The 18,972-nt window shown below is 62.0% G+C and carries 18 protein-coding genes; 7 read left to right on the top strand and 11 right to left on the bottom strand.

Translation table 11 applies throughout. The features are described from left to right. Positions 1–4: 4 nt before the first annotated feature. The 6 genes from queA to PUQ42_RS04230 all read right to left on the bottom strand — a co-directional run bounded on the left by queA (position 5) and on the right by PUQ42_RS04230 (position 6,316). Positions 5–1,054: a tRNA preQ1(34) S-adenosylmethionine ribosyltransferase-isomerase QueA gene (gene queA, locus PUQ42_RS04255; RefSeq protein WP_087309699.1), complete on the bottom strand. Its 1,050-nt coding sequence runs from the start codon at positions 1,052–1,054 to the stop codon at positions 5–7. 63 nt (positions 1,055–1,117) lie between these two features. Continuing rightward, positions 1,118–1,807 (bottom strand): tRNA pseudouridine(55) synthase TruB, encoded by a 690-nt coding sequence (gene truB / locus PUQ42_RS04250; protein WP_273371340.1) that lies wholly within the window; start codon positions 1,805–1,807, stop codon positions 1,118–1,120. A gap of 26 nt (positions 1,808–1,833) precedes the next feature. Next, positions 1,834–2,625 (bottom strand): undecaprenyl-diphosphate phosphatase, encoded by a 792-nt coding sequence (locus PUQ42_RS04245; protein WP_273371278.1) that lies wholly within the window; start codon positions 2,623–2,625, stop codon positions 1,834–1,836. Positions 2,626–2,643: 18 nt separating this feature from the next. Beyond that, positions 2,644–2,904 carry a DUF3098 domain-containing protein gene (locus PUQ42_RS04240; protein ID WP_087309705.1) on the bottom strand — a complete coding sequence of 87 codons (261 nt, stop codon included), beginning with the start codon at positions 2,902–2,904 and terminating at the stop codon, positions 2,644–2,646. Then, the gene (locus PUQ42_RS04235; protein WP_087309707.1) at positions 2,905–3,786 is read right to left on the bottom strand and encodes a cell division protein FtsX; all 882 of its coding nucleotides are present in this window, start codon (positions 3,784–3,786) and stop codon (positions 2,905–2,907) included. Beyond that, positions 3,776–6,316: a YfhO family protein gene (locus PUQ42_RS04230; RefSeq protein WP_273371274.1), complete on the bottom strand. Its 2,541-nt coding sequence runs from the start codon at positions 6,314–6,316 to the stop codon at positions 3,776–3,778. Before PUQ42_RS04230 ends, PUQ42_RS04235 begins: the two co-directional genes overlap by 11 nt. Before the next feature lie 87 nt (positions 6,317–6,403). Between PUQ42_RS04230 and PUQ42_RS04225 the strand changes: the two genes are divergently transcribed. Beyond that, complete coding sequence (locus PUQ42_RS04225) at positions 6,404–7,393, top strand: polyprenyl synthetase family protein (RefSeq protein WP_087309710.1); 990 nt, start codon at positions 6,404–6,406, stop codon at positions 7,391–7,393. Between the two features lie 35 nt (positions 7,394–7,428). Continuing rightward, positions 7,429–8,718, top strand: a complete 1,290-nt coding sequence (locus tag PUQ42_RS04220) for an MFS transporter (protein ID WP_122120133.1) — start codon at positions 7,429–7,431, stop codon at positions 8,716–8,718. A gap of 230 nt (positions 8,719–8,948) precedes the next feature. Here PUQ42_RS04220 and rplS read toward each other — a convergent pair whose 3' ends face one another. Continuing rightward, positions 8,949–9,326 (bottom strand): 50S ribosomal protein L19, encoded by a 378-nt coding sequence (gene rplS / locus PUQ42_RS04215; RefSeq protein ID WP_122120134.1) that lies wholly within the window; start codon positions 9,324–9,326, stop codon positions 8,949–8,951. A 543-nt stretch (positions 9,327–9,869) separates the two neighbouring features. On the opposite strand from rplS, the gene surE reads away from it, so the two are divergent. The 3 genes from surE to PUQ42_RS04200 all read left to right on the top strand — a co-directional run bounded on the left by surE (position 9,870) and on the right by PUQ42_RS04200 (position 12,366). Then, positions 9,870–10,676, top strand: coding sequence for a 5'/3'-nucleotidase SurE (gene surE / locus PUQ42_RS04210; RefSeq protein WP_122120135.1), 807 nt, complete (start codon positions 9,870–9,872; stop codon positions 10,674–10,676). A 69-nt stretch (positions 10,677–10,745) separates the two neighbouring features. Beyond that, entirely contained in the window at positions 10,746–11,729 is a 984-nt protein-coding gene (locus PUQ42_RS04205; protein WP_273371266.1) for a sensor histidine kinase, read from the top strand. Between the two features lies 1 nt (position 11,730). After that, positions 11,731–12,366 (top strand): response regulator, encoded by a 636-nt coding sequence (locus PUQ42_RS04200; protein WP_273371264.1) that lies wholly within the window; start codon positions 11,731–11,733, stop codon positions 12,364–12,366. A gap of 119 nt (positions 12,367–12,485) precedes the next feature. On the opposite strand, the gene cls is transcribed toward PUQ42_RS04200, so the two are convergent. Next, on the bottom strand, positions 12,486–13,901 hold the full coding sequence (gene cls, locus PUQ42_RS04195; RefSeq protein ID WP_273371262.1) for a cardiolipin synthase: 1,416 nt from the start codon (positions 13,899–13,901) through the stop codon (positions 12,486–12,488). A gap of 176 nt (positions 13,902–14,077) precedes the next feature. Then, entirely contained in the window at positions 14,078–15,091 is a 1,014-nt protein-coding gene (locus tag PUQ42_RS04190; protein WP_273371260.1) for a DUF4837 family protein, read from the bottom strand. 118 nt (positions 15,092–15,209) lie between these two features. Between PUQ42_RS04190 and PUQ42_RS04185 the strand changes: the two genes are divergently transcribed. Together PUQ42_RS04185 and efp are read left to right on the top strand one after the other, a co-directional pair. Beyond that, positions 15,210–15,782 (top strand): polysaccharide deacetylase family protein, encoded by a 573-nt coding sequence (locus PUQ42_RS04185; protein ID WP_087309813.1) that lies wholly within the window; start codon positions 15,210–15,212, stop codon positions 15,780–15,782. 154 nt (positions 15,783–15,936) lie between these two features. Continuing rightward, entirely contained in the window at positions 15,937–16,503 is a 567-nt protein-coding gene (efp, locus tag PUQ42_RS04180; protein WP_087309726.1) for an elongation factor P, read from the top strand. Positions 16,504–16,579: 76 nt separating this feature from the next. Here efp and argH read toward each other — a convergent pair whose 3' ends face one another. Then, complete coding sequence (gene argH / locus PUQ42_RS04175; RefSeq protein WP_273371256.1) at positions 16,580–17,896, bottom strand: argininosuccinate lyase; 1,317 nt, start codon at positions 17,894–17,896, stop codon at positions 16,580–16,582. Beyond that, a complete protein-coding gene (locus PUQ42_RS04170; protein ID WP_273371255.1) occupies positions 17,893–18,957 on the bottom strand; it encodes a M20 family metallo-hydrolase in 1,065 nt (354 codons plus the stop codon). Before PUQ42_RS04170 ends, argH begins: the two co-directional genes overlap by 4 nt. Positions 18,958–18,972: the final 15 nt, after the last annotated feature.

The raw sequence follows: 18,972 nt of genomic DNA, 5'->3' as shown, positions 1-18,972 counted from the left end.
TTTTTTAAAGAATGAGCATGGCGTCGCCGTAAGTGCCGAAGCGGTACCCCTCTTCGCGGGCGATCTTGTAGGCGTTCATGACGGTTTCGTACCCTCCGAAGGCGGCCACCATCATCAGTTGGGTGGAGTAGGGGAGGTGGAAGTTGCTGACCATGGCGTTGGCGACGGTGAAGTCGTAGGGGGCGAAGATGAACTTGTTGGTCCAGCCCTCCATGGGGGTGATCATGCCGTTGGTCGAGACGGCGGTTTCGAGCGTGCGCATGACGGTCGTACCGATGGCGACGACCTTGTGTCCGGCGCGTTTGGCCGAGTTGACGGCCTGGGCGGCCTCTTCGGTGACGAAGAACTGTTCGGAGTCCATCTTGTGTTTGGAGAGGTCCTCGACGTCGACCGTGCGGAAGTTTCCCAGCCCGACGTGCAGGGTGATGAATGCGCTGTCGATGCCCTTGATCTCCATGCGTTTCATCAGGTGCTTGGAGAAGTGCATGCCGGCCGTCGGGGCGGCCACGGCGCCTTCGTGGCGGGCGAAGATGGTCTGATAGCGTTCGGCGTCTTCGGGTTCGACCTTTTCGCGGACCCACTTGGGCAGCGGCGTTTCGCCCAGCGAGAAGAGCGTTTTCTTGAACTCCTCGTACGAACCGTCGAAGAGGAAGCGCAGCGTACGGCCGCGTGAGGTGGTGTTGTCGATGACCTCGGCCACGAGCAGGTCGTCGTCGCCGAAGTAGAGTTTGTTTCCGATGCGGATCTTGCGGGCGGGGTCGACCAGCACGTCCCACAGGCGCAGGTCGCGGTTGAGTTCGCGCAGCAGGAAGATTTCGATTTCGGCGCCGGTCTTCTCCTTGTTTCCGTAGAGGCGGGCGGGGAAGACCTTCGTGTCGTTGAAGACGAAGAGGTCCTTTTCCTCGAAATATTCGATGATGTCCTTGAAGATGCGGTGCTCGATGGTTCCCTTGGCGCGGTTGATGACCATCAGACGGGCTTCGTCGCGATTCTCGGCCGGATATTTGGCCAGCATCTCGGGGGAGAACTCGTAGCCGTATTGCGATAACTTCATAGCAAAAAACGCTTTTTTACGTTCAGAAAAATAAGACAGATTATTCTCTATACGTAAAAAACGTCATTTTGTTTCAAGATTTTGCAGATTTTCAAGGAATTCGTCCAGCGACCAAGCGTTTTCGACGGTAAAACCGCCGCTTCGGGTGCGGCGCAGGGCCGTCAGGTGGGCGCCGCTCTGCAGTGCCTCACCGATCTCGCGGGCCAGCGAGCGGATGTAGGTACCCTTGCTGCAGCGGACGCGGATGCGGATCTTCGGCAGCTCGCACTCGAGCAGCTCCATCTCGTAGATGGTGATCAGCGCCTGCCGCACGGCCACCTCCTCGCCGGCGCGGGCCAGTTCGTAGGCGCGCGTTCCGTCGATCTTCTTGGCCGAGTAGACGGGCGGGGTCTGGAGGCGTTGGCCCGTCAGGTCGGCCAGCGCCTTCTCCACGGCCCGGCGGGTGATGTGCTCCCAGGGATAGGTGTGGTCGATTTCGTGTTCGAGGTCGAAGCTGGGGGTCGTGGCGCCGAGCATGACGTCGGCGATGTACTCCTTCTCCTCGGCCTGCAGGGCGTCGACCATCTTGGTGGCGCGGCCGATGCAGACCAGCAGGACGCCCGTGGCCAGGGGGTCGAGCGTTCCGGCGTGGCCGACCTTGATGCGGCGGTAGCCGAGTTTGCGGAGCGAGAACTTGATTTTGCGGACCACGTCGGTCGAGGTCCAGCGCAGCGGTTTGTCCAGTACGGCGATGTAGCCCTCCTCGAAGTTGATGCCGTGCAGATCGGGGGTCTGTTTCATCAGCAGAGATAGCTTATGATGGATACCAGTCCGGCAGCGGCGCAGTATACGGCGAACCAGATGAGCCGTCCGCGCTGTACGATCTCGAGCATGAAGCGGCAGGCCAGACATCCGGTGATGAACGAGGCGAGGAATCCGGCCATGAGGGGCACGGTTCCGACGCCGGCGGTGAGTTCTCCCTTGACCGCCTCGAGGAACGTCTCGCCGAGGATCGGCAGCAGCACCATGAGGAACGAGAACTGGGCGACAGCCGCTTTTTTGTTGCCCAGGAGCAGCCCGGTGGCGATGGTCGACCCCGATCGCGAGAGTCCGGGCATGGCGGCGCAGGCCTGCGCCAGACCGATGATCAGGGCGTCGCGGTAGGAGATTGACTCCTTCTGGCGGGGTTTGGCCCAGTAGGCGAAGGCGAGCAGGACGGCTGTCAGCAGGAGCATGGCGCCGACGACAACCAGAATATAGGGGGCGTTGAGCAGGGCATCGAGCTGGTCCTTGAGCAGAAACCCGACGATGCCGATGGGGATCATCGAGAGGAGGATCTTGAGGACGTAGGCCTGTTCGTCGTTGAACCTGCGGGAGAAGAGCCCCGTGAGGAGTCGGCGGATCTGGTTCCACAGGACGACGATTGTGCTCAGAACGGTTGCGGCATGGAGTGTGACGTCGAAGGTGAGGTTCTCTTCGAGCTGGACGCCGAGCAGCTCCTTGGCGATCTGGAGGTGACCGCTGCTCGAGACGGGAAGGAATTCGGTGATTCCCTGTACGATGCCGAGCAGAATGGCTTGCAGTGTATCCATCGTGTGAAGGCGAACGGGTTAATTGAAACGTTTCAGGATGGCGTAGATCTCGAAGGCGAAACCGCCGATCACGAGGATCGGTGCGAGGGTGATTCTCCGCCAGGAGAACATGGCGTAGTTGAACTCGTCGGGGGAGTCGCTGCCGCCTCCGGCCATCAGGAGGAATCCGACGAGGATGGTGGCAAGGCCGATGACCAGCAGGATGTAGTTTTTACGCGAGAGGGGCATGCGGGGGTTTTCCGGCTGCTGCTCGGGCGTTTTGGCGGGATTCTTTTTCATTTAATAAAGGTATATCTTGTTTGACTTCATGTTGACGAATTTGTTGAGGGCCACCCAGGTGAAGAGTCCCGAGATGAGCACGCCGCCGAGGATCATGGCGCCGAGGATGATACCCAGCCGGCGCATTTCGGCCAGCGTGAGCAGTTCGGGCACCGCCTCGTTGAGGCCGTAGACCGCGAGGCCGAAGAGCAGCGAGGCGGCCACGCCGGCGATGATCCCCTGCGTGATGCTGTTTCCGAGGAAGGGCTTCATGATGAACCACTTGGTGGCGCCGACCAGCTTCATCGTGTTGATCAGATAGCGTTTCGAGAAGATGGCCAGCCGGATGGTGTTGTTCAGCAGCACGAGCGAGACGACGAGCAGCGCTCCGCCGAAGAGGATCAGGATGAGGCGGATCTTGCTCACCGTGGCGTGGAGGCGTTCGGCGACCCGGGCGGGATAGGAGACCCGCTCGACGCCGGGGATGCGTTCGAGGGCACCGATCAGGTCGTCGAGCAGGGCCTGGTCGGCCGATGCGGCGGTGAGCGTCAGTTCGAACGAGTCGAGCAGCGGATTCTCCTCGAGCACCTCCTCGAATTCGGCGCCGAACATGCGGCGGAACTCCGTATCTTCGGCCTTCGCCTCCTTCGACGAGAAGGTGATCGTGGCGATGAGATCCTCGGCTGCGAGCCGCTTTTCGATCTCGGCGCGCTGCTCCTCGGAGAGGTCGTTCGAGAGTTCGACCGTCACGGCGACGCTCTCCTGAAGGGTCCTTGCGACCTGCAGGGCGGCGGCCATCAGATAGCCGACCGATCCCAGCAGAAAGAGGACGAGCGTGATGCTGAGGGTCGAGATGATGTAGGAGTTCCGAACCTTGCGTTTGAGTCTTTTGTCATCCTTCATGGTGTGCGGATTTTTTCTTGCGAAGGGCAAATACGATGATGGCGGCCAGGGTTCCGAGCAGGATCAACGCCGAGCAGATGCCCGTGACGGCCTCGACGGTGTTCCAGGCCGGGGCGCGGAAACGCCACTCGACGGTGTGCTGCCCGGCCGGCAGGCGCATGGCGCGCAGCACGTAGTCGGCGCGGAAGGCGGGGCTTTCGATACCGTCGACATAGGCTTTCCACCCCTTGTCGTAGTAGATTTCGGAGAAGACCGCGACGGCCTCCTCGGGCGTGGAATATTCGTAACGGAGGTAGTTGGGGCGGTACTCCACCAGATTGATGCGGGCCGTGGAGTCCTGTCCGAGGGGCATCTGCCGAGCGGCGACCGCTTCGGCCTGTGCGGTGTTTACGACGGCCGTCGTGCGGAGGTTGACCTGCCCTAACAGGTCGATCTCCTCCCGGGCCGAAGCGGCGCCGGCCAGCGAATCGACGAACCACGCCGCACCGTAGGCTGTCGTGCGGCGCTGGGCCTGCGGCTGGCCGTCCTCGCCGGGGACGATCACGTAGCGGGTGTTCAGCATGTCGAGCACCGCGGGGTTCAGATCGTTCAGATAGCGGTCGATCAGATCCTGATAGCGGGCCAGTTTGGCGCCGTGATAACCGCCTACCGAGCGGTGGAAATAGGAGGTCGTGGCGTCGTTGAAGGGGCTGACCGTGAGGTTCAGCACGCGGTATCCGGGATCCTTGTCCTGCATGATGGCCCGGTCGGCGGCCGAGGGGGAGACCTGCGTGCTGCGGGGCGAGACGAAATCCTCCGAGGAGAGGAAGCGGCGGTCGACCGGCACCAGGTCGATCAGCATTACACAGGCCAGTGCGGCGATCAGCACGTTGCGGCCCATCTTTTTCAGCCCCCAGAGGGCGATGCAGCCTGCGGCCAGGAGCACCATGAGGAGCGAACGCCAGGCGTCGGCCTGCATCATGGCCTGCCGGTCGGCTGCGATTCCGCGGGCCACGGCGTCGCCCCATTCGACATCCATGCCGCGGTCGACGTAGCTCTGGAGGCCGTTGGCCTGGAAGAGCTGGCGGAAGGTTTCGCCCATCTGTTCGGCGCTGGCCGCGCGCCCGAAGTCGAAGAGCGAGCCTCCGGCCACGGCGAAGAGCAGGCAGAGACCTCCGGTGACGCCGGCGGCCCAGGCCAATCCCTTCCAGAAGCGCTCGCGGGGGATCTCCTCGCGCCAGATGCGCATCAGGGCGAAGGCACCGAGCAGCGGCACGGCCCACTGGATGACGACGAGCGTCATCGAGACGGTGCGGAACTTGTTGTATCCGGGCAGGTATCGGAAGGCCAGTTCGGTGAATCCCATCCAGTTGCGGCCCCAGGCCAGCAGCAGCATCAGCAGCGAGACGGCCAGGATCCACCAACGGTTTCGGCCGCTGGTCCAGATGGCACCGAGCAGGGCCAGGAAGATGGCCGCAGCCCCGAGATAGGTCGGGCCGGCGGTGTAGGGCTGTTCGCCCCAGTAGGCGGGAAGTTGGGCGGCCCAGCTTCCGAGCGAGGGGGCGCCCAGCTGCCGGCCGATGTCGGTCAGTTCGGCGGCGGTCTGTCCGTCGGCTGGGATCGGCGCGGCCGATTCGCGGCCCATGAAGTCGGGAATCAGCAGATTGAAGCTCTCGGCCTTGCCGTAGCTCCAGGCCGTGGCGTAGTCGAGGTCCAGACCGCGGGAGTCGCTTTCCGAGGTGGCGCCGCCGTTGTCTGCGGCGGCCAGCTCCGAGCCGCCGCGGATGGTCTCCTTCGAGTGCTGGGCGGTGTACCAGAGCGGGGCGAAGTTCGATCCCAGGGCCAGCAGTCCGGCCGCGGCGAGGGCTGCCGTGCGTACGGCGAATTGTTTGAGGTGCTTCTCCCGCAGCGCGACGATGCCTTCGCTGATCCAGAGGGCGGCCATGGCCACCAGGAAATAATAGGTGATCTGCGGGTGGTTGGCGCCGATTTCGAGCGAGGTGGCCAGCGCCGTCAGGACCATTCCGGCCCAGACGTTGCGGCGCAGGGTTGCCCACGCCCCGCCCATCATCAGCGGGGCGTAGACCAGCGCCCACATCTTGGTGATGTGGCCGGCGCCGATGATCAGCAGGAAGTAGGTCGAGAAGCCGTAGGCCAGTGCCGGGACGACCCCGACCCAGGGGTTCACGCCGCAGATCAGGAGCATGAGCCACATCGAGAGCATGGCGAAGAAGAGGAAGGCCGCCGGGGTGTCGATCCAACGGACGACCTTTCCGACGTGGTTTTTGACCAGCTGAGCGGGGTAGGCGACGTTGATCAGATAGGCGGGCATTCCGCCGAACATGCCTCCGGTCCACTGGGGGTCCTCGCCGGTCTGGGCCCTCATCCGGGAGATATCCCGGGCCATGCCTTCGTATTGGATGACGTCGTGCTGCGGGAGGACCTCGCCGCGGAACTGCGGGGCGCAGTAGAGAGCCGCGGCCACGAAAAAGATCAGGATGGCAGCGATCGCGGGGATCATCCCGACGATGTTCTTGCGGTTGAAATTCATTTCATCGACTCTTAATCAACGGCCAAAGGTACGAAAAAAGCGCGAGAGTCCGAGTCAGGATTGGGAAAAATGACTATCTTTGCGAGTATGATTACGCTTGAAAACATCCGCAAGCCCGTCACGGCGGAACTGGCCGCGTTCGAAGAGTTTGTCGAACGGCAGTTCACGGCCGAGGGCGAATTGCTCTCCGATATGTTGCGCTATGCGCTTTCCGCGCGGGGAAAGGGGATCCGGCCGACGCTGGTGATGCTCTCCGCGGCGATGAATGCCTCGGTCAAGGGGGCCTCGACGGGGCGTCGGGCCTGCCTGGCGGCCATGCTGGTGGAGATGATCCACGTGGCGTCGCTGATCCACGACGACGTGATCGACGAATCCGACACGCGCCGGGGCCGGGCCTCGGTGAATGCCCGCTGGCAGTCGCACAAGGCCGTTATTCTGGGCGACTACATCCTGGCGCGGAACATGAATATCGGGCTTCAGAGCGGGCAGTTCGACCTGGTGACGCACATCTGCGGATCCATGGCTGCATTATGTGAGGGAGAGGTGTTGCAGGACGAATGTGCTGCCAACCGGACGATGACACGCAAGTCCTATCTCGAAATCATCTACAAGAAGACGGCCTGTCTGCTGGGGATCAGCTCCTCGGCCGGCGCCCTGGCCGTGGGGGCAACCCGCGACAAGGTGACGACGATGCGCCGTTTCGGCGAGGCGCTGGGCATGGCTTTCCAGATCCAGGACGACATCCTGGACTATACGCCGACGGCCCAGACCGGCAAACCGGCCTGCAACGACCTGCGTGAAGGCAAGATCACGCTTCCGCTGCTGGTCATACTCGAGGACGCCGCGGAGCAGCGGCGTGCGGAGCTCCTCGAACGGCTTGCCCATTGCCACGAGGATGATGCCGCGGTGGAGTACCTCCGCTCGACGGTGGAGCAGGAGGGGGGCCTCCGTCAGGCCGGCGAGGTGATGCAGGGCTATATCACGCGGGCTGTCGAGATGCTTTCGGACTACGAAGATTCGGAGTATCGTTCGGCGCTTGTGAACCTCTGCGCCTATGTGGCGGAGCGGGACCGATGACTCGAACTCAATTAACCTAACATTTCTAAAACCATATGGAACAAACGCAAAAGAAAAACTACACGTTGCCCATCATCATGATGTTCGCGCTGTTTGCGATGATTTCGTTCGTGACGGGCCTCACGAACCCGTTGGGCGTAATCGTGAAGAACCAGTTCTCGGTGGCGAACTGGATGTCGCAGCTGGGTAACGCCGCCAACTTCATTGCCTATGCCTTCATGGGTCTGCCGGCGGGTCTGATGCTCAAGCGCATCGGTTACAAGAAGACGGCACTGGTGGCCATTGCCGTGGGCTTTATCGGCGTGGGCATCCAGTTCCTCTCGGGTGAGGCGGGCAGCTTCGGCATCTATCTGGCCGGCGCCTTCATCTCGGGCTTCTCGATGTGCATGCTCAACACGGTGGTCAACCCGATGCTCAACACGTTGGGCGGCGGCGGCAAGAAGGGCAACCAGCTGATCCAGTTCGGCGGTTCGCTGAACTCGATCTCGGCGACGATCGTGCCGATTCTGGTGGGTTACCTGATGGGCAATGCCGCCAATGCGACGATCAGCGATGCGGCTCCCGCCCTGTTCATCGCCATGGGCATCTTCGCCGTGGTCTTCGTCGTGCTGCTGGCCGTGAAGATCCCCGAGCCGTATGCCATCGAGGAGGCCAAGTCGGCCAAGAAGGACAAGCACAGCGCCATGTCGTTCCGTCACTTCGTACTCGGTACGGTGGCCATCTTTATTTACGTAGGTGTCGAGGTGGGTATTCCCAACTTCATGAACCTCTTCCTGACGGCCTCTCCGGATGCTGCGACGAGCGGTATGGGAATCGCCGCTGCGGCAGCCGGTTCACTGGTCGGCACCTACTGGTTCCTGATGATGATCGGCCGTCTGGTCGGCGGACTGATCGGCGGTAAGGTTTCGAGCCGCACGCAGCTGATGGCAGTCTGCCTGGTGGCAATCGTTTTCGTACTGCTGGGCATCTTCGCCCCGACGACGGTCGAGGGCCGCATGCCGGTCTTCACGGGTACGGGCTTTGCCATGATCAAGGTGCCGATCGGTGTGATGTTCCTCACGCTGTGCGGTCTGTGTACCTCGGTGATGTGGGGTGGCATCTTCAATCTGGCGGTCGAGGGCCTCGGCAAGTACACGTCGATGGGTTCGGGTATCTTCATGATGATGGTCTGCGGCGGCGGCATCCTTCCGCTGATCCAGGGCTATGTGGCCGACCTGGCAGGCTATCTGTCGAGCTACTGGGTGATCATCGCCGGTCTGCTTTACATGCTCTATTATGCCGTAGCCGGATCGAAGAACGTCAACAAGGATATTCCGGTGGACTAGTTCCGCGGAGTCCGGATTCGGAAAAACGGGGCGCTCTCGATGGGGAGTGCCCCGTTTTTTTGAGGGAGGGGGCTGAGGAGGGAGGGAGCTGAGAGGAGGAAGGCTCGGCGGACAGACGGGTGTGCGTTGACGGATGCGTGTTGACGGGTGCTCCATGCCGTTTCGAGGTGCAAAAAAAAATGTCTCACGGTTGTCCGTGAGACATTTTTTCGTGCGATTTCCGCCGAAGCCTATTTCTCCGTGCGGGTCATGCGCTTCTCCTTGATGCGGGCCTTCTTGCCGGTCAGATCGCGGAGATAGTAGATGCGGGCGCGACGTACGACACCGACCTTGTTGACTTCGATCTTGTCGATGTGAGGGGAGTAGAGGGGGAAGATACGCTCTACGCCTACGCCGTTCGAAACCTTGCGGATGGTGAACATCTTGGTTTTGCCCGAACCCTTGATCTGGATCACGACACCGCGGAAGTTCTGCAGGCGCTCCTTGTTACCCTCGATGATTCGGTAAGATACGGTGATCGTGTCACCGGCCTTGAACGACGGTACGTCAGCATCCGTCTTGGGCCACATCTGCTCGTTGACGAGCTTGATGATTGCGTCCTTGTTCATTGTTGCAACAAATTTTTTAAAGTTTCGCACTCGACATTCCCGCTGCGGTCTGGCTACCATACCGGACTTTTTCCGATAATCCTGCGGTGTGAGAGGTGTTCGGCGAAGGCTTGTCCACTCCGTTGGATTGTCCGTTTCCCGGCCCTCCACCGGCTGCGAGCCTCCCGTTGCTCACCCCCCCCCTCCCCGCGTTGCTCTACCGCCCAATGAAAGAGGTCGATATACGCCCTGTCGGGAGCGCAAAGATAAGGAGAAAAAACGAAACAACATAGGAAAGCGCGAAAAAAGAGCGATTTATTCGTATCTTTGTCTCCGCTGTCCGCCCCGGAGAGCTCCTCCCGAGCCGCTCCAACTCCGGCAGGACCCGACGAAGAGTCCGCCGCAGATGCCATGCCGGCATTGTCCCTCCCCGGTGAGGGGCCGGCTAAGGTCCCGACGAGGATGCCCCGGACGTGGCCTGCCGACGGGAGGCTGCGATCCCCGAATCGCAGCCCGACTGCGCGGGACAACGCTTCGGACGGCAAGACCGAAAAAACGAAGAAGATGGAAAACGAACGATTGATACTGGTCACCAACGATGACGGCTACGCATCGAAAGGCTTTGCCGCAGCTATCGAGGTGGCGCGGAATTTCGGCCGGGTGGTGGCCGTGGCCCCCGAGACGCCGCAGAGCGGCATGAGCCAGGCCATCACGATGTATAATCCGCTCTACCTGCGCAAGATCCGCGAGGAGGAGGGACTTGAGGTCTACTCCTTTTCGGGGACGCCGGTCGACTGCGTGAAGATGGCCTTCGACTACCTGTTGCGCGAGCAACGGATCGACCTGGTGATCTCGGGCATCAACCACGGCTCGAATTCGGCGGTCAATATTCTCTATTCGGGGACGATGGGTGCAGCCATCGAGGGGAGTTTCTACGGATGTCCTTCGGTGGGGCTGTCGCTCGACGACCACGGCGCCGATGCCGATTTCGACGGGGCGGTGCTCTACGGGCGGCAGATCATCGGCGACCTGCTCGCCGGGGAGATCCTGCTGCCGCTGTGCCTGAACGTGAACGTTCCCGTCGGGCGTCCCGAGGAGCTGCGCGGCATCCGGCTGTGCCGTCAGAACCGGGGCTTCTGGCGCGAGGAGTTCTACCGCCACGAGGATCCGCGCGGGCGGGAGTATTTCTGGCTGACGGGGGCCTTCGTCGACGGCGAGCCCGAGGCGGAGGATACGGACGAGTGGGCCCTGCGCAACAAATACGTCTCGGTGGTTCCCGTACATACCGATCTGACGGATTACCGCCAGCTGAAGCATCTGCGGCGCTTTTTCCCCGCGGCGTGCGACGGAGAGCCCGAATCCCGAAAATAACGGCCGAATCGTGCGGCCGATTGGCTGCCGTTTCGTATCTTTGTAGGGAGTAGAAAAAGAGTACCGCCTATGCTCATCCGGATTCTGTTGGTCATTTCGATCGTCATCCAGTGCGTGGCCACGGGTTATGCACTGCGTCTGGTCCACACCACGAAGTACAATTCGGTGTGGATCCTCTTCATCGTGGGCTTCTCGCTGTTGTCCGTCGAACGGCTGATCCAGCTGCTCGTGGAGTCGGGCGTGGAGGTGATCTCGCGGTGGTGGTTCGCCTATCTGGGCATCGTAATCTCGGTCTGCCTTTCGATCGGGGTGATGTATGCCCACAAGCTCTTCAAGTACATTGCGCGGCTGAACCGCCAGCGGTCGCTGCTCAACAAACGGATCCTCACGGCCGTATTGCGCACCGAGGAGAAGGCTCGTTCGCGCTTCTCGAAGGAGCTGCACGACGGACTGGGGCCGCTGTTGTCGTCGGCCAAGATGTCGCTGTCGGCCCTTTCGCGCGGTGAGCAGAGCCCCGAACAGCGCGAGATCATCGCCAATACGACCTATGTGATCGACGAGGCGATCCGTTCGCTGCGCGAGATCTCGAACAACCTCTCGCCCCACGTGCTGAACGATTTCGGACTGGCGCGCGGCGTACAGAACTTTATCGACAAGAGCGCGGCGATGCACAACGTGAAGATCCGCTTCACGACCAACCTGCGCAGCGAGCGTTATGATACGGACATCGAGGTGATCCTCTATCGGGTGATCTGCGAGCTGATCAACAACTCGCTCAAACATGCCGCCTGCACGGAGGTGAACCTGTCGTTGTCGCAGAATGGACCGGAGCTGGCGCTCGACTATTCGGACAATGGCCGGGGATTCAATCCGCAGGCGATGATGGACTGCGGCATGGGGCTTTCGAACATTGCCTCGCGGATCAACTCGCTGGGCGGGACGTTCGACATCACCTCGTCGAAGGGCAAGGGGATGCGGGCCGCCATCCGGGTGAATACGCAGCAGGAGCCGGCTCCCGCACCGCGCAAACGCAAACGCAAACGCCGCCGCTGACATGAACTGCCGCATCATCCTCGTAGACGACCATTCGCTCTTCCGCAACGGATTGCGGGGGCTGTTGGAGCATTGCGCCGGGTGCCACGTCGTGGGCGAAGCCGCCAGCGGCGAGGAGTTTCTGGCGATGATCGACCGTGTGGAGGCGGATATCGTCTTCATGGACTTTGCGATGCCGGGGCTGGACGGGGCGCAGACCACCGAACGGGCCCTGGCGCGCCATCCCGAACTGCGTATCATCACGCTGTCGATGTTCGGCGAGGAGAGCTACTATTCGCGCATGGTGGAGGCCGGGGCGAAGGGCTTCCTGCTGAAGGATTCCGACATCGGCGACGTGCTGGAGGCAATGGATGCGGTGATGGCCGGCGGGAGCTACTTCTCGCCGCAGCTGCTTTCGTCGCTGACGGGACGGATGCGCACCCGCGACGACGCGCCGGATGAACAGCTTTCGGCACGTGAGCGGGAGATTCTGGTGGCCGTATGCCAGGGGCTTTCGAATCAGGAGATCGCCGATGCCCTCTTCATCTCGAAGCGCACGGTGGACAAGCACCGGGCCAATATCCTCGAAAAGACCGGCTGCAAGAATACGGCCTCGCTGGTGGTCTACGCCATCCGCAACGGCATTGTGGAACTCTGACCCCCCCCCGGCCGGTAGGGATTGTCGCGTGATTCCGGTTTGTCGAGCCGCTCCCCGAGGGCGGCTTCTGTCGTTCCGGGGGCGTCAGAGTCCGGAAGCAACGTTCCGTAGCCGCGGCCTCAGAGCAGCGGCGAGAAGAGGCGCATGAGCGATTCGGCCCACCGCCGCGGCCGCGGGCGGTTGAACCATTCGGCCGGAGTCAGCGGATGGGAGTTCGAGGCGTCGTGGTCGAAGATGGCGGCCATGCGGGCCGTGAATTCGGCGTCGTAAAGGAAGGCGTTGACCTCGAAGTTGTGCTCGAAACTGCGGAAATCCATGTTCGCGGAGCCGATCACCGTCAGGTCGTCGTCGACAATCAGGAGTTTGGAATGGAGAAATCCCGGGGTGTAGAAGAGAATCTTCACTCCGGCCTTCATCATGTCGTCCAGATAGGAGTGCGAGGCGAGGTCGACCACGCGCGAATCGGAGCGTGCCGGGAGCATCAGCCGTACGTCGATTCCGGCCAGTGCGGCGGTCTGCAGGGCGGAGTTCAGCACCTCGGAGGGGAGGTAGTAGGGGGTCTGGATCCAGATGCGGTGGCAGGCCCGGGTGACGGCGTAACTGTCGGCCTGGAGCAGCGTGCGCCACTTGCCGAAGGGGCCGCTGGGGACGATCTGCAGCACGTCGCGGGTGAAGTGCCGGGTCGGCGGGTAGTACTCGGCTCCGGTGATGCGCTGTTTGGTGGTGGCCGACCAGTCGCTCAGGAACGAGGCCTGGAGTCCGGCCACGCCGTTTCCCTCGATGCGGAAGTGGGTGTCGCGCCAGATGCCCCAGTCGGTGCCGTAGACGTATCGGTCGGCGATGTTCATGCCGCCGATGAATCCCACGCGGCCGTCGATGACGGCGATTTTGCGGTGGTTGCGGTAGTTGATCTTGCTGGTGAAGCGCGGGAAGCGGACGTGGAGGAAGGCGCGAACCTCGATTCCGTCGCGGCGGAGCGACGCGAAGAAGGATTTCTTGACGCTGCTGCTGCCGACGTCGTCGTAGAGGATGCGGACCTGAACCCCTTCGCGGGCCTTGGCGCGCAGGGCGTCGCACAGCCGGCTTCCGGTCCGATCGTTGCAGAGGATGTAGTACTGGAGGTGGATATGGTGGCGTGCGCGGGCTATTTCATCGAGCAGGGCCTCCATTTTGGAGGCACCGTCGGTGTAGGGGGTGATGCGGCTTCCGTAGAGCGGCACGGCGTGAATGGTGCTCTTGAGCAGGTGGGCGAGGGGCTGCCAGTGTTCGGGAATCTCGGGCCGCGAGGGATCCTGGGCCTCGATCAGCCGCATGGAGATGCGTTTGCGGGTCCGGCGGGAGATGATGCGCTGTTTGGAGAGGTTCTGCCCGAAGAAGAAGTAGAAGACCAGACCGACTACGGGTGCGAAGAGGAGCACGATGACCCACGGCAGGGTCTTCAGCGGGTTCCGGTTGTCGGTGATGATGACCAGAATGACGCTGAGGATCGTGACCGAATAGAGCGCGATGAAGAGGTATGTCAGGATCTGCGGCATGTACTTTCCATCCTACGTACGTTCCGTCTGACGTACGTTGCATATCCGGCCGGACCGTTTGCCGGATCTCTTCGTTGTTCGTCGGTTTGCGCCGTGTTCCGCAGCTCCGGTCTGGGGCGTCGGAGCGGTTCATCCGGGGTTTCCGGCAAGGGTCTTCCGGCTTTCGTCACAGCGTTTTATTTCTGCGTGGCGGCGTCGGGGAACTGGATCGTGTAGAGCAGGTGCTCGATGCCGCGGATGTAGTTGCGCTTGCGGGGTTTGTTCAGATCCGGCGCGTAGACGTAGCCGTCGAGGGTGATGACGCGGTTGGTCTTGGTGTCGACGGTGGTGTAGCTGACGAACGGACCGCCCATGAAGTCGCCGTAGACATCCCAAAAGCCTCGCATTTCACACCAGAGCCGACCCTCGAGCCGGAACATGCGGAAATCCGGGGCGAAGGCGTCCGAAGTGGTCATGTAGGAGCCGTCGGAGGGTCCGGGGATCAGCGCCGCAAATTCGTTGCGGGCCTTGACGAGCGCCTCGGGCGTGAGCGATTCGGGACCTTCGTAGGGGTAGGCGTAGATGAAGAAGCCCTGGCTGGCGGTGGGGTATTCGTAACGGGCCCAGAGGAAGTCGTCGGTCTGCTTGGCCAGCACGTAGCCCTTCGGGACGCGGATCTCCATGCCGAAGAGTTTGCGGACGGCGGCTTCGATGCCGGGGTTGTTGAACGAGGTATAGGAGTTGACGTCCCGGTCGCGTTCGGCCTGTTCGAGGACGTGCAGCAGGTTGTTGCGGTTTTTGGAGAGGTATCCGACCACGGCGTTGTCATCGGGGCCCTGGAGCGTGATGACGATCTGGGGTTCGGAGGTGACGTCATACTCCACGGCGGCCGAGGCCTCCTGGAGCGCAGGGTCGATGACCACCTTGAGGATGTTGCGGTGGTCGGCAATCATGTCCTTGAAACCGCGTTCGGTGACGCGCAGCACGTCGAACAGGGGTTCGTCCTGGTTCAGGTAGGGTACCGGTGCGGTGAAGATGGCTCTCAGCGAGTCGCCGAGCTCTCCGTTCCACTCCATCTGAGGGCATACGACGATGAGTTCGTAGGGGCGGCCCTGGGCAGCCTTTTTCTTGCTCAACGTATTGAAGGCGTCACATCCCACCATCGTCAACAGGATCATGACGATCCCCATTCCCTGAAAAAAGCGTTTCATAATCGATTGCAATGAACTGAACATCCACAAATATACAACTATTTTTCCAAAAGGCACGGAAAATGATTATTTTTGCGGACGTATGCGCTTGAAACCGCCAAAAATCATCCGGCGTCTGATGCCGGACCTGATCTGGGAGATCAACGACCCGGACGGGGTCTTTCTGACCTTCGACGACGGCCCCACGCCGGGCATCACCGAGTGGATTCTCTCGACGCTGGAGAAGTACGATGCCAAGGCGACCTTCTTCGTGCTGGGCAAGAACGTGGAGATGTACCCCGACCTTTACCAGCGGATTCTGGATGCCGGACACAAGATCGGCAATCATACCTATTCGCATCAGAAGGGGTGGGGCATGAGCCTCGAGCGCTATACGGAGGATGTCGACTTTGCCAACGATCTGCTGCATACGGAGCTCTTCCGCCCGCCCTACGCGCAGATCACGCCGGCGCAGGCGCGCCTGCTGGGGCAGCGCTACAAGCTGGTGATGTGGGACATCATCTCGCGCGACTACAACCGGCAGCTCTCGCCGCGCACGTGTCTGAAGAACGTGACGAAGTATCTGGCCCCCGGTGCGATCGTCGTCTTCCACGACAGCGAGAAGGCCTTCCGCAACATGCGCTACGCTCTTCCGCGGACGCTGGAGAAGATCCGCCAGCTGGGTCTTCGCTGCAAGGCGATCGAGTTGTAGCCGAGCGGCATGAGGGGCGGATGCGGGCTGTCGGGTTGGCGATTCTGCCTCCGCGGAGGCCTGTCCGGCCGGGATTAGGAATTTCGGGATATTTTGTGTACCTTTGGGGCCGCAAGATCCATCGACGCAAAAACACTTAAAAAATACAATACCTATGGCAACAACCGCAGATATCAAGATCGGCATGTGCATCGAGCTGGACGGCAAGACGTTCCAGATTGTCGATTTCCAGCATGTGAAACCCGGCAAGGGCCCGGCTTTCGTACGTACGAAACTCAAGAACCTGGAGAACGGCCGTGTGCTGGACAACACCTTCTCGGCCGGCGCCCGCATCGAGCCGGTGCGTGTCGAGCGTCGTCCGTACCAGTTTACCTACGAGGATGACCTGGGCATGCACTTCATGCACACGGAGACCTTCGAGGAGATCATCATCGACAAGAACCTGATCAACAACTACGACCTGATGGCCGACGGCCAGATCGTCGAGGTGATGTTCCACACGGAGAAGGAGACGGTTCTTTCGGCCGAGCTCCCGCCGATCGTCGACATGGAGGTGACCTATACGGAGCCGGGAGTGAAGGGCGATACGGCGTCGACGAACTCGCTCAAGCCGGCGACGGTGAACACGGGTGCCACGATCCGCGTGCCGTTGTTCATCAACACGGGCGACAAGATCCGCGTTGACACCCGTACGCGCGAATACTACGAGCGCATCAAGTAGGGGTTGCGGACTGCGCAGCGAAAAAGAGGCCTCCGACACTTTGTCGGAGGCCTCTTTTTCGCTGGAATCACTTGGGTCATTCCATGCCCGGAGTCTCGAATTCGCGCATGACGGCCTCCATCTTGCGGCGGATTTCTGCGGTGCAGAGATTTCCGATGCTCCCCTCGTGGGTGTGGTGTACCTCGCGCGTGGGACGGTACTCGCCGCGCTGGACGGCCATGCCCACCTGACGGTAGGCTTCACGGAAGGGCACGCCCTGCAGCACCAGCCGGTTGACATCCTCCACCGTGAAGAGGTAGTCGTAGCGGCTGTCGTCGAGGATGTGGTCGTTGACCCGCACGTGGGCCAGCATGAAGTCGCACATCCGGAGCGTGCGCTTGATCTCCCCGATGGCCGGGAAGAGAATGTCCTTCATCAGCTGCAGATCGCGGTGGTAGCCGACCGGGAGATTGGTGGTCAGCAGGGCGATCTCGTTGGGCAGCGACTGCAGGCGGTTGCAGCGGCCGCGCATGATCTCGAAGACGTCGGGATTCTTCTTGTGGGGCATGATGCTCGAACCGGTCGTCAACTCGTCGGGCAGCGAGATGAATCCGAAGTTCTGACTCATGAAGAGGCAGGCATCCATGGCCAGCCGTCCGATGGTGGCGGCCACGGCGGCGATGGCCGCAGCGGCGGCACGTTCGCTCTTTCCGCGGCTCATCTGGGCGGCGACGACGTTGTAGTGGAGCGTCTCGAAGTGGAGCAGACGGGTGGTCATCGTGCGGTCGAGGGGAAATGACGAACCGTATCCGGCGGCCGAACCGAGCGGATTCTGGTTGGCGATGTGCCAGGCGGCCGTGAGCAGCCGCATGTCGTCGACGAGCGTCTCGGCATAGGCGCCGAACCACAATCCGAACGACGAGGGCATGGCGATCTGCAGATGGGTGTATCCGGGCATCAGCACGTCGCGGTAACGCTCGCTCTGCTCCTGCAGGCGGTCGAAGACCGTGCGCACGGCGTCGGCGATCTGGCGCAGTTCATCGCGCAGGAAGAGTTTCAGATCGACCAGCACCTGGTCGTTGCGCGAACGTCCCGAGTGGATCTTCTTGCCGACGTCGCCCAGCCGGCGGGTCAGCATCAGCTCGACCTGCGAGTGGACATCCTCCGTGTCGGGTTCGATGGCGAAGCGTCCGGCCTCGATCTCGGCGGCGATCTCCTGCAGACCGGCCGTCAGCGTGCGGAGCTCGTCGGCCGTGAGGAGCCCGATCTTTTCGAGCATGGCGATGTGGGCCAGTGACCCCTGTACGTCGTAACGGGCCAGCTGGAGGTCCAGTTCGCGGTCGTTGCCGACGGTGTACTCTTCGATCATCTTGTCGGGTTCGAAACCCTTGTCCCAAAGTTTGGTGCTGCTCATGCGTACAGTTTGGCTAATTGTTCGATGTATTGTTCGTAGATGGTGATGGCCTCGTCGACCTCCGCGACGAGGACGAATTCGTCGGCCGAGTGGGATCGGGCCGACTCGCCGGGTCCCATCTTGAGCGACGGGAAGGGCATCAGCGTGCGGTCGGAGGTTGTGGGCGAGACAAAGGTCTGCCGTCCGACGGCCCGTGCGGCGCGGACCAGCGGGTGGTCGTCGCCCACGGCGGCGGCGCGGATGCGCGTCGAGCGCGGTACGACGTCGGAGTGCAGCACGGCGCGGAGCTGTTCGACGACCTCCTCGTTCGAGTAGGCGTCGGTCGTACGCACGTCGACGACGAAGCGGCACGTGTCCGGAACGACGTTGTGCTGCGTGCCGGCCTCGATCTGCGTCACGGCGATGCCGACGGGGCCGAGCAGCTGCGATTCGCGCTCGAAACGGAACGTGCGCAGCCGGGCGATGTCGTCCATCGCAATGTAGAGGGCATTGATTCCTTCGCCGCGGGCGGCATGTCCGCTGCGGCCGTGGGCCGTGCAGTCCAGGACGACCAGCCCGCGTTCACCCGTGGCGGCCTGCATGCCGGTGGGTTCGCCGACCAGCGCCATGTCGATCGGTCCGAGGACCGGCAGCAGGGCCCGCATGCCGTGTTCGCCCATGCACTCCTCCTCGGCCGAGAGGGCCACAACGAGGTTGAAGGGCAGCCGGCGCGTGCGGAACGTGAGGAAGGTCTCGGCCAGCGAGACGACCGAGGCTCCGGCGTCGTTGCTTCCCAGCCCGTAGAGCCGCCCCTCTTCAAGGGTCGGCGCATAGGGATCGCGCGTGTAGGAGGCGGCCGGTCGCACCGTGTCGTGGTGCGAGTTCAGCAGCAGCGTGGGGCGTCGGGGGTCGAACCCCTCGGCGCGGGCCCAGACGCTGTTGTAGAGTCGTTCGGGGGCAGCTCCGTGGTCCGCCAGAAAGGCGAAGAGCAGATCGCCCGTGCGGGCCTCGTCACGCGACGTGGAGGGCGTTGCGATCAACGCCTGCAGCAGTTCGACGGCTTCCTTGGTTTTCGGCTTCATGCTATTTTTGAGATT

The sequence above is a fragment of the Alistipes megaguti genome (assembly GCF_944320325.1).
GTDB classification, from domain to species: Bacteria; Bacteroidota; Bacteroidia; order Bacteroidales; family Rikenellaceae; genus Alistipes; species Alistipes megaguti.
The sequence above is the reverse complement of the archived record's forward strand: the minus strand, read 5'-3'. Positions and strand labels throughout refer to the sequence as shown.

Bases quoted from the DNA above. Each gene is read 5' to 3' on its own strand.
- PUQ42_RS04225 (WP_087309710.1), top strand. From the start codon at position 6,404: ATGATTACGCTTGAAAACATCCGCAAGCCCGTCACGGCGGAACTGGCC.
- rplS (WP_122120134.1), bottom strand. From the start codon at position 9,326: ATGAACAAGGACGCAATCATCAAGCTCGTCAACGAGCAGATGTGGCCC.
- PUQ42_RS04200 (WP_273371264.1), top strand. From the start codon at position 11,731: ATGAACTGCCGCATCATCCTCGTAGACGACCATTCGCTCTTCCGCAAC.
- PUQ42_RS04205 (WP_273371266.1), top strand. From the start codon at position 10,746: ATGCTCATCCGGATTCTGTTGGTCATTTCGATCGTCATCCAGTGCGTG.
- cls (WP_273371262.1), bottom strand. From the start codon at position 13,901: ATGCCGCAGATCCTGACATACCTCTTCATCGCGCTCTATTCGGTCACG.
- argH (WP_273371256.1), bottom strand. From the start codon at position 17,896: ATGAGCAGCACCAAACTTTGGGACAAGGGTTTCGAACCCGACAAGATG.
- queA (WP_087309699.1), bottom strand. From the start codon at position 1,054: ATGAAGTTATCGCAATACGGCTACGAGTTCTCCCCCGAGATGCTGGCC.
- PUQ42_RS04235 (WP_087309707.1), bottom strand. From the start codon at position 3,786: ATGAAGGATGACAAAAGACTCAAACGCAAGGTTCGGAACTCCTACATC.
- PUQ42_RS04190 (WP_273371260.1), bottom strand. From the start codon at position 15,091: ATGAAACGCTTTTTTCAGGGAATGGGGATCGTCATGATCCTGTTGACG.
- efp (WP_087309726.1), top strand. From the start codon at position 15,937: ATGGCAACAACCGCAGATATCAAGATCGGCATGTGCATCGAGCTGGAC.
- PUQ42_RS04240 (WP_087309705.1), bottom strand. From the start codon at position 2,904: ATGAAAAAGAATCCCGCCAAAACGCCCGAGCAGCAGCCGGAAAACCCC.
- PUQ42_RS04220 (WP_122120133.1), top strand. From the start codon at position 7,429: ATGGAACAAACGCAAAAGAAAAACTACACGTTGCCCATCATCATGATG.
- PUQ42_RS04170 (WP_273371255.1), bottom strand. From the start codon at position 18,957: ATGAAGCCGAAAACCAAGGAAGCCGTCGAACTGCTGCAGGCGTTGATC.
- surE (WP_122120135.1), top strand. From the start codon at position 9,870: ATGGAAAACGAACGATTGATACTGGTCACCAACGATGACGGCTACGCA.
- PUQ42_RS04245 (WP_273371278.1), bottom strand. From the start codon at position 2,625: ATGGATACACTGCAAGCCATTCTGCTCGGCATCGTACAGGGAATCACC.
- PUQ42_RS04230 (WP_273371274.1), bottom strand. From the start codon at position 6,316: ATGAATTTCAACCGCAAGAACATCGTCGGGATGATCCCCGCGATCGCT.
- PUQ42_RS04185 (WP_087309813.1), top strand. From the start codon at position 15,210: ATGCCGGACCTGATCTGGGAGATCAACGACCCGGACGGGGTCTTTCTG.